Raw genomic sequence first — 15,008 nt, 5'->3', positions numbered from 1 at the left:
CATCTGGTCTCTCCTTGGAACACTGAAGCTTCGCAACCTCAGCTTCCTCGGTTCAGACCAGATGGACAACCTCCTGACAGGCCACACCTAGGGCGCGGACGGCGGCGAAAGGCCGCCGCGCTTTCGCGTTCGTTATGCACCTTGGAACCGAAACTTTTTTAACATAGGTGAATTGCCAATGGGGGCTCGCGAGTGGTGTGAGGGCGAGCCATGCAGTTCCTGTCGCCGGGTGACGTGTTTCTGATGTCGATGATCACCGGTCTCGTTTTCCTGGTCGAGGTCGGCTTTTTCATCCTGTTTGGCATCATTTGACGCCAGTTCGAAAACTGTTCCGAAGAATGGAACAGCCGACCTCCGAGATCGTTCAATTGCGGCTGGAGGATCTCCACCATGCGCGTAATCGATTGCGTGCCGCCTCGCAGTCCGACTGAGCCTCGCAGCCGCATCGTGGACGAGCACATCGCCCTGTCGCTCGAGCAGTTGCGCATCTCGTTGGACCTCCTGAAGCACAAAGTGCCGAGGACATGGGGGTGGATCGACTATCGTGCCTATGTGATGGAGCCTGGCGAACATATCGCCGGCCGCATCGATCTCACATGCGCAGATGACGCAACCGCGAAATTGAGAGCGGAGCTATTGGCAGATCACGAGGTGATAGAGCTTTGGCAGGGTTTTCGACGCGTCGCTCGCTTTGAGCCCACGCAAATCGCGCACGAGCTTGAGGCGATATGAAGAATCCTTCGCCCGGAATGCGCAGGGCACTGCGTCAGGCTCAGCTCTACGGGCATCTGATCGTCCGAAATGACAGGCTGTATCACCCCGGAGGCAACCATCCGATTTGCTCCATTCAGACCGCGCGGGAGATGGTCAGGTCCGGGTGGATGAGGAAGCGAGACGACGAATACGAGATCACACAAGACGGACAGCTCGCCGTCGAAAGTGAAAGCTTGCATTGACGCGCGAGCCCCAGGCCAGTCCTACCCGTCCGGCGGAGGCTGCGATCCGCGCCTCAGGCGCCAAGCACGTCGGAGAGCCGCGGCTCGTCAGCGGCCGGCTCTTTCAGAAACAGCTCGGCCTCGATTTCCGTGAGATGTGAGAGCATCAGCTCGCGTGCCCGCGACTTGTCCTGCCTGCGGATCGCAGTGACGATCTCGGCATGATGGCTGGTGCCGCAGGCGGGTGTGTCGTGGCGGCGATAGAGCAGGATGATCAGCGAGGAGCGCGCGATCAGCTCCTTGAGAAAACCGGCAAAGATGCTGTGACCCGACATCTCGGCGACCAGCCGGTGAAACTCGCCGGACAGCCGGATCGAGGCCCTGGCGTCGCCGCGGGTCTCTGCCGCATGCTCTTCGGCGAGATGTTGCTGCAGGCGCTCGAGCCAATCCGGCGACACTGCGTCGATGGCGTGATCGACGATCGACGGCTCGATCAGCCGCCGCGCCTCGAACACCTCGCGCGCATCGGCCGGCGTCGGCCGCGCAACGAAAGCGCCGCGATTCTTCTCGATGCTGACGATCCCCTCATGCGCGAGCTGGTGGAGTGCGGTGCGGACCAGGGTGCGGCTCGCGCCGTAGATCTCACCGATTTCGTCCTCGCCGAGCTTCGTCCCCGGCAGCAGCCGGTGCTCGAGAATCGCAGTCGTCACACCCTCCCGGATACGGCTGACGCGGTCGCTGCCATTGTCGGCAGCGAGCGACGTGTCAGACTTCGGTTGAGCTTTGGCGGCCATGGACTTTGGCTCGTTGGATGTGGGCTCGTTGATTTGGGGCTCGATCGTCAAAGCAGGCTCCAAAGGTTAGTCGACCAGCCGTATCCAATGACAGGCGAAACTTTATACAATCCCTGACCATTTTGTGTGCATAATGCTCCATGGCGGCCACCGCCGCGACGCCCGGATTTGCCGTCTCCGGGCTAACGATCTGACATTGCTACGCAGTTCCGAAAAAATGCCGCGGACTTCCGCTTGGCACGGGCCTTGCCGAGGAAAGCGGTAAATCGCTCTTTCCCTGGGAGCCCCATGGCCCTTCCCGCCGCCCTCGAACTGGTCTCGGTCACCAAGCGCTATGACACGACGCTGGCGGTCGACAGCGTCAATCTCAAGATCCCGGCCGGCACCTATTGCTGCCTGCTCGGCCCCTCCGGCTGCGGCAAGACGTCGACGCTGCGCATGATCGCCGGCCACGAGGCGGTCAGCGCGGGCGACATCATCCTCGGCCCCCACAACGTCACCGGCCTGCCGCCAGCCAAGCGCGGCACCGCGATGATGTTCCAGTCCTACGCGCTGTTTCCGCACCTCACCGTGATCGACAACGTCGCCTTCGCGCTGAAGATGCGAGGCATCGATCGGGCGACGCGCTACAAGCGCGCCGGCGAGCTGCTCGAACTGGTGGCAATGACGCCCTATGCCGGGCGCCTGCCGGCGCAGCTCTCCGGCGGCCAGCAGCAGCGCGTGGCGCTGGCTCGCGCTCTGATCACCGAGCCGCAAATCCTGCTGCTCGACGAGCCGCTCTCCGCGCTCGACCCGTTCCTGCGGGTCAGGATGCGCGGGGAGTTGAAGCGGCTGCAGCGCGAGCTCGGCATCAGCTTCATCCAGGTCACGCACGGCCAGGAGGAAGCGATGGCGCTCGCCGACCACATCGTGGTGATGAACCAGGGACGCATCGAGCAGCAGGGCAGCGCCCGCGACATCTTCCATCATCCGCGCACCGAGTTCGTCGCGCGCTTCATCGGCGGACACAACGTGCTCTCCGATGCCGGCCAGATGATCGCGGTGGCCGCCGATCAGCTCGGCATCAAGCCGATCGCGGATGGCGCCTTCGGCGCGCCGGCGTTTTTGACGGAAACCGAGTACCAGGGCTCCTATGTCGCCGTCTCGCTCACGCTCGACGACGGGACCGCCCTGTTCTCCCACGTTCCCGAGGCCACCTTCGACGCCCACCCCTTCCGTCCGGGTGATCGCGTGCTGGCCACCTGGGATCCCGCCAAGGCGCAGCGTCTGCAATAGCGCCATCCAGTCCAGAAAATGCGCAACACAGAGGAGTGACTGATATGACAGAGACGACGAGGAAGACCGGCGTCAGCCGCCGCACATTGTTGAAGGGGACCGCGGGCCTCGCCGGTTTCGCCGCCGGCTCCGGCGCCATCACCGGCTTTCCCTACGTGATGTCGGCCGAGCCGAAAGTGCTGCGCTATCTCGGCACCGCCGTGAACGAGGGCGATGACATCTCGAAGCAGTGCCTGAAGGACACCGGCATCAAGATCGAATACATCACCGCGACGACCGACGACGTCACCAAGCGCGTGATGACCCAGCCGAACTCCTTCGACGTGCTCGACACCGAGTATTTCTCGCTGAAGAAGCTCGTGCCGTCCGGCAACATCCTTGCCCTCGACGCCAAGAAGATCAAGGAATTCGACAACATCACGCCCGTCTTCACCAAGGGCGAGACGCCCGGCGGCAAGAAGATCGGCAATCAGGGCACCGCACCCTGGAAGGTGCTCTATCTCGAAGGCAAGGACTCCAAGACCTTCGCCAAGTCGGCGACCGAATTCGTGACGCTGATCCCGACCGTCTACAATGCCGACACGCTCGGCATCCGCCCCGATCTCATCAAGCGGCCGATCAGCTCCTGGGCCGAGCTGCTCAATCCCGAGTTCAAGGGCAAGGCCTCGATCCTCAACATTCCCTCGATCGGCATCATGGATGCGGCGATGGTCGTGGAAGCCACCGGCAAGTACAAATATGCCGACAAGGGCAACATGACCAAGGAAGAGATCGATCTCACCATGAAGGTGATGACCGAAGCCAAGAAGGCCGGTCAGTTCCGCGCCTTCTGGAAGGACTTCAACGAGAGCGTCAACCTGATGGCCTCGGGCGAAACCGTCATCCAGTCGATGTGGTCGCCGGCGGTCACCAAGGTGCGCTCGATGGGTATCCCCTGCACCTTCCAGCCGCTGAAGGAAGGCTACCGCTCCTGGGCCTCGGGCTTCTGCGTCTCCAAGGGCGTGTCGGGTGCGAAGCTCGATTGGGCCTACGAGTTCGTCAACTGGTTCCTGTCCGGCTACGCCGGCGCGTACCTCAACCGCCAGGGCTACTACTCGGCGGTGCTCTCGACCGCGAAGGCGCACATGGAGCCTTACGAGTGGGCCTACTGGATGGAAGGCAAGCCCGCCGAGAAGGACATCAAGGCGCCCGACGGCTCGCTGCTCGAGAAGGCCGGTGCAGTGCGCGACGGCGGCTCGTACGAGGACCGCATGGGCGGCGTCGCCTGCTGGAACGCGGTCATGGACGAGAACGACTACATGGTCCGCAAGTGGAACGAGTTCATCGCAGCGTGATGGACACGTCCGACGAGCTCCTGCAACAGGCACCCCCGGGCCTCGCCCGGGGATTGGGACAGACGCGCCAGAAAGCGGTGCGTCTGTCGCCCTCCTTCATCTCCTGGCTCCAGGCCGGGCCGATGATGCTCGTCTTCCTCGCCTTCTTCCTGATCCCGCTGGTGTTCGTGGTCATCGTCTCGTTCTGGGATTACAACGAATACCAGTTGCTGCCGACCTTCTCCGGGCGCGGCTACACCGACACGTTCGAAGGCTGCATCGCGCAGCTCCCCGATCTCTGCACGATCGGCAAGACCTATGTGAAGACTTTGAAGCTGTGCTTCATGGTCTGGGCGATCACCCTGTTCATCGGCTTCTGGGTCGCCTACTTCCTCGCCTTCCACATCAGATCCAAAACCTGGCAGATGGGCCTGTCGCTGCTCTGCACGATACCGTTCTGGACTTCGAACGTGATCCGCATGATCGCCTGGATTCCGCTGCTCGGCCGCAACGGCCTCGTCAATTCGGGGCTGCTCAAGATCGGCGTGATCGACCAGCCGGTCGAATGGCTGCTTTATTCCGAATTCTCCGTGGTGCTGGCGCTGGTGCACCTCTTTACGTTCTTCATGGTGGTGCCGATCTTCAACTCGATGGTGCGCATCGACAAGTCGCTGATCGAGGCCGCCTATGACGCCGGCGCCACCGGGTTCCAGACCCTCGTCAACGTCATCATTCCCCTGGCAAAGCCCGGCATCGTGATCGGCTCGATCTTCGTCATCACCATCGTGATGGGCGATTTCATCACCATCGGCGTGATGGGCGGCCAGCAGATCGCCGCCGCCGGCAAGATCATCGAGACCCGGCTCAACGCGCTGCAATTCCCGGCGGCCGCGGCGAACGCCGTGATCCTGCTCGCGATCACCTTCCTGATCATCACCATGATGTCGCGCATCGTCGACATCAGGAAGGAGCTGTGATGCGAGATGGACGCCCGCGCAGCTTCTATGTGCTCGCCGTGTTCTTCGCGGCCTATGTGCTGTTCCTCTACGGCCCGATGATCGCGATCTACATCCTGTCGTTCCAGGGGCCGCAGGGCGGCCTCACCTTCCCGATGAACGGGGTCTCGACCTACTGGCTGTCGAAGCTGTTCCAGGGCACCGGCATCGTCGATCTCGGTGCCGCCTTCCGCCGCTCGCTGCTGCTCGGGCTCGTCGTGATGGCGATCACCGTCGTGCTGTCGGTTGCCGCCGGGATGGCCTTCCGCCGCAAGTTCAAGGCGCAGAGCATCCTGTTCTATTCGGCGATCGCGAGCCTCATCGTTCCCTCCATCATCACCTCGCTCGGCATCTCCCTGGAATTCCGCATCATCGACGACCTCATTAAGGCGCACTGGAACGAGAATTTCGAGACCTCGATGGGCCTGCTCACCTCGGGCTTAGGCGCGCATCTGACCTGGACGCTGCCGTTCGGCCTGCTCATCATGTTCGCGATCTTCAACCGCTTCGACCCCAGGCTCGAGGAAGCCGCGCGCGATCTCGGGGCAACGCCCTGGCAGACCTTCCGTCACGTCGTGCTGCCGATCATCCTGCCCTCGGTGATCGGCATCGGGCTGTTCGGCTTCACGCTGTCCTGGGACGAGCTCGCCCGCTCAAGCCAGGCGATCGGTTCGGTGAACACGCTGCCGCTGGATCTCCAGGGCCTCACCACCACGGTGACCAAGCCCGACATCTACGCGCTCGGCACCATCATCTCCGCTGTATCCTTCGCGGTGATCACCCTTTCGCTCGGTGCCATCCACGTGCTGAACAAGCGGCAGGCCGCAAAGGGCTCGGATGCCGGCAAGGGGCTGGTGTGACCTGATGCGGCTCCACATCGTCAATCCCAACACCACGGCTGCGATGACGGCGAAGATCGCCGCGGCAGCGCGTGCCGTCGCCTTGCCGGACACATTGATCGATGCCCGCCAGCCCACGATGGGCCCGGTCTCGATTGAGGGCTTCTACGACGAGGCCTTTGCGGTGCCCGGCATGCTCGGCTGCATCCGCGACGCCGACCGCGATGGCGCGGACGCCCACATCATCGCCTGTTTCGACGACACCGGCCTCGATGCGGCGCGTGCGATCGCAAAGGCACCGGTGATCGGCATCGGCGAAGCCGCCTTCCATATGGCGAGCCTGATTGCGGTGCGCTTCTCGGTGGTGACGACACTCGGTGTCTCCATCGTGCCGATCGAGCATAATTTGCGGAAATACGGCCTCGCCGAGCGCTGCGCGCGCGTCCGCGCCGCCGAGGTCCCCGTGCTCGCGCTCGAGGAGCGCAATGCCGATGCGCTCGGCAAGATCTCCAGCGAGATCACGGCCGCGATCCGCGAGGACCGCACGGAAGCCATCGTGCTCGGCTGCGCCGGCATGGCCGACCTCGCCGGCGAGTTCGCGACCAAGCACGGCCTCCCCGTCGTCGACGGCGTCGCCGCCGCGGTGCCGCTCGCCGAGGCTCTGGTGCGACTCGGGCTGACGACGTCGCGACTCGGGCCCTATGCGGCGCCGCGGGCGAAGACGTATTCGGGGCCATTTGGCGGCTTTCAGCCCTGAATCCCGTGGCCCAAGCGGCCTTCTGCGGCCGCAACGGCCCTTTTTCAGCCCTCAGCCTCTTTTTGGTCCCATTTCCTGCCGAAACGTAACGTTTTCGGGACGCCCCGGCGGCCGTTGCCGCTGGTCTTCGCCACTTCAGTTCATTTTTTGGGCTTTGTCAGCGATGATCGATCTCGCACCGCGCGATACGCGAACCAGCGCCTTCACCCGCCTCGGCAGCCAGCCGATCGCGCTCGCGGCTGCGACCTTGCTCCTGCTCATCACCGGGGTCACCTCGATCGCGATCTGGCGCGTCTATACCGGCACAGCCCCGGAGTCCGACCGGGTGGTCACCGCCCGGCTGCTGCAGGCCCGCACCGCGCAGGCCTCCGAGCAGCTCGTGGAGAAAACCAAGGGGCTGGAAGCCACCCAGCAGGAATCGATCGACCAGCTTCAGGTGGTGCAGGACCAGCTTTCGACGGTCAAACGCCTGCTCGCCTCGCAGCAGGCCGACACCAAGCGCCTGTCGGAGCAGGTCGCGACCCTGACCGAATCCATCGACGGGCTCAAACAGTCCTACGCCAGCGCGCAGGCCGCGGAGACCGAGACGCCGTCGGTTACCCGCCGGAAGCCGGCCCGCCGCCACGCCAGCCTGCGCAGGCGAAGCAAATCGCGAAGCTGATCCGGCCGGCAGCGATTCGTTCCCGCCTGACGCGCCAAAATTTTGTGGCATGTGAACTAGATCACATTCCCCCGTATGATTCCGCGCCATGCTCCCGGTTACCGGATGGCGTGAGCCAATTTCAATATCCGGGGCTGGCAAGGTCGTTGGCGGTATATTGCGTCAACGGCCTTGTTTTTTGCGGCTGCTTTTCAAGCACTTAAGGGATCGGCCTCCCTCCCGGCTCAGCAGCCGCGGCAGATGCTCTTCACCGTCTTGTCCATCTGCTTGTTCTCCGCATCGACCGCCGAGTCGACTGACTTGTCTCCACCGGATCCCATACCGACGGTCCCGCCGGAGGACTGTGCGGTGCCCAGGCTGTTCGTCCCCCGCGGCAGAGTGGCCTGCCCCGTCGACCCGGCGCTGCCGGGACCGGTAGCGGACGTTCCCGCCGCCGTACCTGAAGTCACGGAGCCACTCCCCGTCGCACCGGACGTTGCGCTGCTGCTGCTGCTTCCGCCCGTGCCGCCTCCACTCGTTTGCGCGAATGACGTCGTCGGCATCGCAAGGACCGCCAGACCAAGGACCGATGCAGCTATCGATGCCGAAACTGTTGCAGGCAATCTCATCATCGGAAACTCTCCCTTTCGAGCACCAACGATGGGCGCAGGGGCGCGTTCCGGAACATTTCCGTCACGTACGATTTGAAAAGGGAGGCAGCGACGATCATGCGCAAGCTGATCGCATTCGACGAGGACACGTTCGGCAAGCTCAAGCAGCTTGCGCGCGATCGCATGGAGACCCTTCAGGATCTGGCGGACGAGGCCTTCGCAGACCTCCTGGAAAAGCACGGCATACCGGCCGACCTGAAGGACGCACTGCGCAAGAGTGCCAAGCTCGATCAGGCAAACGCCCAGCGGACCGCGCGTTCAAGAGCCGGAAAGGCAAAATGATGACGACGGATCCTGATCCCTTCGCCGAAGGCGAGCGCGCCGCGCGCGAGAACATCCCCGCCGAGGCCAATCCCTATCAGGACGGCAGTGACGAACATGCGCTGTGGGCCGCGGGTCATGAGAAGATCGCCGGATCCCGCGAGGCCCGGGAATCCGAAGGAAGCTGACGAGCGACGTCAGCCGATCCGCTTCAAGCCTTTCTTGAAGCGCGGGCCGTTGGCGACGTAGAACTTCGCCGCGCTGCCCATCCTTGAGACTTGCGCATCGTCGAGCGTGCGGATCACGCGCGCCGGCGAGCCGATGATCAGCGAGCGTTCGGGAAATTCCTTGCCCTCGGTGATGACGGAGCCGGCGCCGACGATGCTGTTGCGACCGATCTTCGCGCCGTTCATCACGATCGCGCCCATGCCGACGAGCGCGCCGTCCTCGACGGTGCAGCCGTGCAGGATGACGTTGTGTCCCACGGTGCAGTTTTTACCGACGACGAGGGGAAAGCCGAGATCGGTGTGGCAGGTCGAGCCATCCTGCACGTTGGAGCCCTCGCCGATCTCGATCCACTCGTTGTCGCCGCGCAGCACCGCGCCGAACCAGACGCTGGCGCCGGGCTTGAGGCGCACGCGACCGATCACGGTTGCGGTGTCGGCGATGAAGTAGTTGCCGTCGGCGGGAAGGTCGGGCGCCTGCCCGTCAAGCTCGTAGATCGCCATGAAGGTCTCCTGTCAGGAAACCTTGGCATAGCGGAGCTGCGACGTTCAAGCAAAGGGCGCGAAGCGCGTGCTCAGGCCAGCACGCCGGCGGCGCGCAACGTCATCAGGAAGAACGTGCCGCTCATCATGCTCCAGAAGCCCGCGATGATGGTTGCCATCATCACGAATTCCATGCGGCGGCTTTCCAGCCGTGCTCCGCGCAGCGTGTTGCGCATGATGATGAAGGGCGCCGCGAACACCAGGAATGGCACGGCCGCAAAGGTCTTCGGCGCCACACCCTCCTGCAACAGCCCGAAGCCGGCGGGCCGCTGCGAAAGGGCCTGGTACCCATTCACCAGCGCGCCCGCGAGCGCGAAGCCGATGCAGATGGAGAAGAAGGAATTCAAGGTCTCAGGAGTCATCGGAAGTTCCGCCCATACGCAACGCTGGCCCCTTCCTCTGACAAAAAGTGCCGCTTAACGCTACATTAGCCTTAAGAAAAGGTTAACGGAGCGCCCCGCCTGAGTCATCCCCCCATGGGGAGCGGCCGGATGCGCGGAACCGCCGCCGCGTGGCATATTCGCCGTTGATTCGTCGGCCAGCGGCCGACTTTGTGGCGACCCATTAATGAGCGTGTTCTCGGCAACCTCTTCCCGCGGCCGTCAGGGCCGGACCAGGGCGCACCTCGCCCCGCTCGTGCTCGGCGGCGTGTTCGCGGCCGGCGCTGTGGCGGTGGTCGCCTATCTCCTGTGGCCGACCTGGGGGACGGTGGTCGGCGCGAGTGCGCCGGACAGGCTGCCGGTCAGCGTCGGCGGCACGCTGTTCAACGTACCGACGGCGGCGATCCGGATGAAGATCCAGCGGCACTCCGGACCCCAGGAGCGCATCGACATCGATTTCCTCTTCCCCTCGCTCGAAGTGCCGGGCGTGCCGAGGCATGTCACCGCCGATGCGGTGGAGGACGCGACGATGCAGCCGATCGACCGCATCTTCCTGTCGATCGCGGCTCATCACGATGCGCTCGCGCCGGAGCTGCGGGTCAGCACCATCTATCCGCGCTATCTCGATCAGGCCGCGACCTCGCCGGAGGACGGGCTGACGATGCGGATGTTCCGCACCGAGACGCCCTACAGCAGCGAGGACCTGTTCTCCGCAACGAGCCCCGCGCTGACCGCGCGCTGCACACGCGATGCGGCCACTCCCGGCATGTGCCTTTCCGAGCGCCGCGTCGACGGCGCCGACCTCACCTTCCGATTTCCCCGAAGCTGGCTGTCGCAGTGGCGCGACGTGGCGGAAGCGATGGAGAGGCTGGCGGCGCAGCTGCGCGGGCCAAAGGGCTGAGCGCGGCCGCACTGCCCTGGCGGGGAGCCTCCCTCTAAAAACGTCGAAAACAACCCCATGCAAAGTAGCCGGAGCCGCGATACCGAATTTCGTATTATGCGAATAACACTTGACGCGTCGGGCAAATCAGGTGCAAGTTGGCATCATCGCGGTGATCGATTTGAATGATGCGGCAACACATCTCCCACCCGGCGCCCAGTTGCTGGGGCGGGAGTCCGGTAGGATGGGTGGAGCGCAGCGATACCCATCAAGCCAGGTTATGCTAACCTCCCGCCATGACCGACTACCGCCGCAACTTCGTCGCCGGAGGCAACTTCTTCTTCACCGTCAACCTGGCGGAGCGCCGCCTGCGGCTGTTGACGGAGCACATTGAGGTATTGCGGATCGCGTTCAGGGAGACGCGTCAAAACCATCCATTCACGATCGAGGCGATGGTCGTCCTGCCCGATCACCTCCACTCCGTCTGGACAATGCCCGAGGGCGATGCCGATTTCGCCACGCGCTGGCGCTTGATCAAAACGGCTTTTCGCGGCGCCTGCCCAACGGAGAACGAATCTCGGGTAGCCGCGCGAGCAAAGGCGAACGCGGCATCTGGCAGCGGCGCTATTGGGAGCACACGATTCAGGACGAAAACGATTTCTCGAGTCACGTCGATTACGTCCACATCAATCCGGTCAAGCATGGGCTGGTGACACGGGTGCGGGATTGGCCGTATTCATCCTTTCATCGCATGGTGAAGCTCGGAATCTATCCCGAGGATTGGGCCGGCAACGCCTCAGGTCACGACGATGCGTTCGGCGAACGAGCGCCGGAGCCGCGGGCGAGATGATGGGTATCGCTGCCGCTCCACCCATCCTACGAGTCGCGTTGGAGTAGAGCCCGGTAGGATGGGTGGAGCGCAGCGATACCCATCACGCCACGCTGTGCTGATCTCGTCAGACTCGGAGTCCATCCCGAAGACCGGGCCGGCGACTGCTTCGGTCTCGACGATGCATTCGATGAACGTTCTGCCGGAGCGGATGGCGAGATGATGGGTATCGCTGCGCTCCACCCATCCTACCAGCTCACCAACGTGCAAAACATCGTCGAGAGCCCCGCAGTCCGTGGACTTCGGGGCTCCGCCGAAAGTTAGTTATTCGCATCAGCGCGGGCGTGCCGAATGACCCGATGTTCATCACTGGTTAGCTGCACCGGCCCGAGCTTGACGGTGACCTTGTCAATCTTCCCGGAGAAGCGGAACGGGACTTGATAATCCTTGTCTTCAACAGGGGTGCGGGTATCGACACCCACGTCGAAGGTTTCGTCAATGGTCATGAGGAATGGGGTGGTGTGCGGGACCTTGCTGGTCGCAACTTCCTTGTCGTCCACCTTCAGGACGCCCGTGCCACCCTTGCCGAAGCCGGCTCCATCATATTTGAAGTCAAACACGATAGTGTGCTTGCCCGGCGCGAGCGCGTCCTTGCCTTCCCAACGGAAGCGTTCGAGGTCAACGAGGTTATAGAGAAACACGGGCTTGCCTTTGAGCAAATACAGGCCGTAGCCGCCGAAACGGCCACCGAGGGTGACGATCATCCCTTCGTTGCCGTCCTGCGTGCCCGCGCGGCCAACGGTGGAGGCACTGCCTGGAATGTCCACCTCGGCAGTGATCGTATAGGACCTGTTCAGGATGCTGGGCGCATCGCTCTCGGGCAGACCTGACATCTCGCCCGAGTACGTGAAAGTGTCCCGCCCTGCGGTCGCGCTTGGCCGTGGCGCGATGATGCGCTGAAGGACCGAGTTGTCCAGCGGAAAGACGTTGTACTTCGCCGCTTCCACCATGAACAGTTCCTGCATCTCTCGCAGCTTGTCCGGCATCTTGGCCGCGAGGTCGTTATTCTCCGAATAATCCTCCGCGATGTTGTAGAGCTCCCACTTGTACCCATTCACAAGGTCCGTAGGCAGCTTGGCTGTACCAAGAAGCCACGGCGGCGCAGGTGGCGTTGTCGCAGCCAACCAGCCGTCGTGATAGATTGCGCGGTTGCCCCACATCTCAAAATACTGCGTGGTGCGCGTGGACGGCGCGTTGGCGTTCGCCTTGTCGAAAGTGTACGCCATGCTGACGCCTTCAATCGGTTTCTGCGCGATCCCGTTGACCATCACCGGCGCCGGAATGCCGATTGCTTCAAGGATGGTCGGCACAATGTCGATCATGTGGTGGAACTGGGTGCGAATACCACCGGCATCCTTGATGTGGTTGGGCCATGCGATTGCCATGCCCTGACGGGTGCCGCCGAAGTGCGACGCCACCTCCTTCGTCCACTTGAACGGAGTGTCAAATGCCCACGACCAAGCCACCGCCATATGCGGATAGGTCGCGGCTGATCCCCAGACATCGTAGGCCTTCAGCTGTTCAGCGATAGGCAAATCCAGAATGGCGTTATAAGCAGTGTATTGGTTCGGCGTGCCGCGCGTGGTGCCTTCCGGGCTCGTGCCGTTATCGCCGCTGATATAGATGATCAGGGTGTTGTCGAGCTTGCCCTCGTCCTGCACCTCTTGGATCACGCGACCGATCTCGTGGTCGGTGTAAGCGGCATAAGCGCCGAACACTTCCGCTTGGCGCGCGAACAGCTTCTTCTCATCGGCCGTTAGCGCATCCCATTTTTGCAGGTCGTCTGGCCAAGGGGTAAGTTGGGTGTTCGCGGGGATCACGCCGAGCCGCTTCTGATTGGCGAAGATTTTCTCGCGCAGGGCGTTCCAGCCGTCGTCAAATAGGTGCATGTCGTGGATCTTGTCGACCCACTCCTTGGTCGGCTGGTGCGGCGAATGGGTGCCGCCGGGCACGTAGTAGACGAAGAACGGCTGGTCGGGCGCGGCAGCATTGAGCCGTCGCATATGGGCGATAGCCTCGTCAGCCATATCAGTTGTCAGATTGTAGTTCGGCTTTCCGACCCACGGGGAAATCTGCGTGGTGTTCTGGAACAGGTAGGGCGTCCACTGGTCTGTTTCGCCGCCCATGAAGCCATAGAAGTAGTCGAAGCCCATCCCGGTTGGCCACTGATCGAACGGTCCCGCCGCGCCGTACTGATAGCTTGGCGTGTTGTGGTTCTTGCCGAACCACGACGTGGCGTAGCCATTTTGCTTCAGGATCGTGCCGATGGTGGCGCTTTCCGGTCCGATGATGCTGTCGTATCCGGGATAGCCGGTGGACTGTTCGGAGATAGTGCCGAACCCCACCGAGTGGTGGTTGCGGCCGGTGATGAGCGCTGCCCGGGTCGGCGAGCAGAGCGCGGTGGAATGGAACTGCGTGTAGCGCAGTCCCATCTGCGCGATGCGATCCATTGCTGGTGTCGGAACAACACCGCCGAACGTGCCCGAGACGCCATAGCCTTGGTCGTCGGTCATGATCAGGAGAATGTTGGGTGCACCCTGCGGTGGCACCACACGGGCGGGCCAATACGGCTTTGACTGGCTGGCTTGCAGGCCAATTTCCCCGCCAAACCTTGGCGGCGGCGGCGGAAGATATTTTCCATCAATCGTCGTCGTGGCACCGGGTGAGCCCGGCGTGCCGGTCGTCTGTTGTCCCGGCGCCTGCACAGAGGAGAGCACGCTCAACGCAGCGACGGAGAGTAACAGTACGGATATTTTCATCACCATCTCCCTTGTTGCACCACCTGCGCCCCAACGCAGATGGCGCTATCGCAATTGCTCTACCTTGGCCGCCATGTCGGGATAGCGGGCGATCCTGTAGGTCGCGTTATCGCATCTCAGAACCCAGACCTCATGGTCCGGCCTTGATCGTCTGGCGTCTCGCGTGGCGCGCAGCGCTCGGTTGCAAGCTATCCCTTGGCTACGGATTTGGGCGGCGAGCATGTCTTTGGGGGTCTCGTCGGCGGTCTGGGCCACAGATCGCGAATGCTTGCCGCACGGCAGCACGCCGCCGACGATAAAGAAGATCAGGAACAGCGGAAATCGAGACTTCCTCACAGCGCACGCCTCCCCAGCGTGATAGGACGACGCTGTTACGCCATTGCCGAAGAGTTCAGCTTCCGAAATCTAGCCCATCCGTTTGTGAGCCATACTTGGATCGTTCACCGGACTTGGCATTGAAGAGACGGCGTATCGCAGGGTTAATGTTGATCTGGATCAATGATGATCCAGAACTCGATAAATTGTCACTGCCGTTCCCGGAGCGATAGCGAAGGCGAGTGACCATTCGCGTCATGGCCCGGAAATAGCGGCGAGCTTCGGAGGCCTAAACATGGATCGCGAATTCGTGCTGTTTGTCGGCACCTTCACTACGCTACTCGCGATCATAAACCCCCTAGAGGTTCTGCCGGTATATCTCAAACTATTGGAAACGAAGGATGCCGAAACACATCGTCAGGTCGCACGGAAGGCGTGCATCTACGCACTGCTACTTAGTTTCTTCTTCCTGATCTTCGGCACACTAATCCTGCGTCTGTTCGGAGTGCCGCTAAGCATGGTCCTGTCTCTTATACAC

The 15,008-nt window shown here is 62.6% G+C and carries 16 protein-coding genes and 1 pseudogene; 12 read left to right on the top strand and 5 right to left on the bottom strand.

Going from position 1 to position 15,008, the window contains the following annotated elements:
• Window positions 1-447: 447 nt before the first annotated feature.
• Entirely contained in the window at window positions 448-732 is a 285-nt protein-coding gene (locus tag Q2941_RS47125; protein WP_458196871.1) for a hypothetical protein, read from the top strand.
• A 277-nt stretch (window positions 733-1,009) separates the two neighbouring features.
• On the opposite strand, the gene Q2941_RS47120 is transcribed toward Q2941_RS47125, so the two are convergent.
• Window positions 1,010-1,729: a GntR family transcriptional regulator gene (locus Q2941_RS47120; protein ID WP_027526459.1), complete on the bottom strand. Its 720-nt coding sequence runs from the start codon at window positions 1,727-1,729 to the stop codon at window positions 1,010-1,012.
• Between the two features lie 288 nt (window positions 1,730-2,017).
• Here Q2941_RS47120 and Q2941_RS47115 point away from each other — a divergent pair, with 288 nt between their 5' ends.
• From Q2941_RS47115 to Q2941_RS47090, 6 genes are all read left to right on the top strand, one after another.
• Window positions 2,018-3,004: an ABC transporter ATP-binding protein gene (locus Q2941_RS47115; protein WP_458196869.1), complete on the top strand. Its 987-nt coding sequence runs from the start codon at window positions 2,018-2,020 to the stop codon at window positions 3,002-3,004.
• A 44-nt stretch (window positions 3,005-3,048) separates the two neighbouring features.
• Window positions 3,049-4,338, top strand: coding sequence for an ABC transporter substrate-binding protein (locus Q2941_RS47110; RefSeq protein WP_254111785.1), 1,290 nt, complete (start codon window positions 3,049-3,051; stop codon window positions 4,336-4,338).
• Window positions 4,338-5,294 (top strand): ABC transporter permease, encoded by a 957-nt coding sequence (locus Q2941_RS47105; protein ID WP_458196872.1) that lies wholly within the window; start codon window positions 4,338-4,340, stop codon window positions 5,292-5,294. The genes Q2941_RS47110 and Q2941_RS47105 overlap by 1 nt, the downstream gene beginning before the upstream one ends.
• Window positions 5,294-6,172, top strand: coding sequence for an ABC transporter permease (locus tag Q2941_RS47100; RefSeq protein WP_254111784.1), 879 nt, complete (start codon window positions 5,294-5,296; stop codon window positions 6,170-6,172). Before Q2941_RS47105 ends, Q2941_RS47100 begins: the two co-directional genes overlap by 1 nt.
• Window positions 6,173-6,176: 4 nt before the next feature.
• Window positions 6,177-6,908, top strand: a complete 732-nt coding sequence (locus tag Q2941_RS47095) for an aspartate/glutamate racemase family protein (RefSeq protein ID WP_027526454.1) — start codon at window positions 6,177-6,179, stop codon at window positions 6,906-6,908.
• Between the two features lie 163 nt (window positions 6,909-7,071).
• Window positions 7,072-7,569 carry a hypothetical protein gene (locus tag Q2941_RS47090; protein ID WP_027526453.1) on the top strand — a complete coding sequence of 166 codons (498 nt, stop codon included), beginning with the start codon at window positions 7,072-7,074 and terminating at the stop codon, window positions 7,567-7,569.
• Between the two features lie 224 nt (window positions 7,570-7,793).
• Here the strand turns inward: Q2941_RS47090 and Q2941_RS47085 are convergent, their stop codons facing one another.
• Window positions 7,794-8,018 (bottom strand): hypothetical protein, encoded by a 225-nt coding sequence (locus tag Q2941_RS47085; protein WP_371933057.1) that lies wholly within the window; start codon window positions 8,016-8,018, stop codon window positions 7,794-7,796.
• 258 nt (window positions 8,019-8,276) lie between these two features.
• On the opposite strand from Q2941_RS47085, the gene Q2941_RS47080 reads away from it, so the two are divergent.
• Entirely contained in the window at window positions 8,277-8,501 is a 225-nt protein-coding gene (locus tag Q2941_RS47080) for a hypothetical protein (RefSeq protein ID WP_254111782.1), read from the top strand.
• Window positions 8,498-8,668, top strand: coding sequence for a hypothetical protein (locus Q2941_RS47075; protein ID WP_254113889.1), 171 nt, complete (start codon window positions 8,498-8,500; stop codon window positions 8,666-8,668). The genes Q2941_RS47080 and Q2941_RS47075 overlap by 4 nt, the downstream gene beginning before the upstream one ends.
• Before the next feature lie 9 nt (window positions 8,669-8,677).
• Here the strand turns inward: Q2941_RS47075 and Q2941_RS47070 are convergent, their stop codons facing one another.
• Both Q2941_RS47070 and Q2941_RS47065 read right to left on the bottom strand, forming a co-directional pair.
• Complete coding sequence (locus tag Q2941_RS47070) at window positions 8,678-9,208, bottom strand: gamma carbonic anhydrase family protein (protein ID WP_458196868.1); 531 nt, start codon at window positions 9,206-9,208, stop codon at window positions 8,678-8,680.
• 71 nt (window positions 9,209-9,279) lie between these two features.
• Window positions 9,280-9,609 (bottom strand): DUF6949 family protein, encoded by a 330-nt coding sequence (locus Q2941_RS47065; protein ID WP_027526450.1) that lies wholly within the window; start codon window positions 9,607-9,609, stop codon window positions 9,280-9,282.
• 205 nt (window positions 9,610-9,814) lie between these two features.
• On the opposite strand from Q2941_RS47065, the gene Q2941_RS47060 reads away from it, so the two are divergent.
• Both Q2941_RS47060 and Q2941_RS47055 read left to right on the top strand, forming a co-directional pair.
• Complete coding sequence (locus Q2941_RS47060) at window positions 9,815-10,528, top strand: hypothetical protein (protein WP_458196867.1); 714 nt, start codon at window positions 9,815-9,817, stop codon at window positions 10,526-10,528.
• Window positions 10,529-10,803: 275 nt separating this feature from the next.
• Window positions 10,804-11,357: pseudogene (locus Q2941_RS47055) on the top strand (REP-associated tyrosine transposase).
• A gap of 299 nt (window positions 11,358-11,656) precedes the next feature.
• Here Q2941_RS47055 and Q2941_RS47050 read toward each other — a convergent pair.
• The gene (locus Q2941_RS47050) at window positions 11,657-14,155 is read right to left on the bottom strand and encodes an arylsulfatase (RefSeq protein WP_458196866.1); all 2,499 of its coding nucleotides are present in this window, start codon (window positions 14,153-14,155) and stop codon (window positions 11,657-11,659) included.
• A gap of 610 nt (window positions 14,156-14,765) precedes the next feature.
• Between Q2941_RS47050 and Q2941_RS47045 the strand changes: the two genes are divergently transcribed.
• On the top strand, window positions 14,766-15,008 hold a 243-nt coding region (locus tag Q2941_RS47045; RefSeq protein ID WP_458196864.1), incomplete at its 3' end, for a MarC family protein.

It is taken from the genome of Bradyrhizobium sp. UFLA05-153 (genome assembly GCF_054185185.1).
Note: the sequence above shows the minus strand (reverse complement) of the source record. Positions and strands in the feature narration are given on the sequence as shown.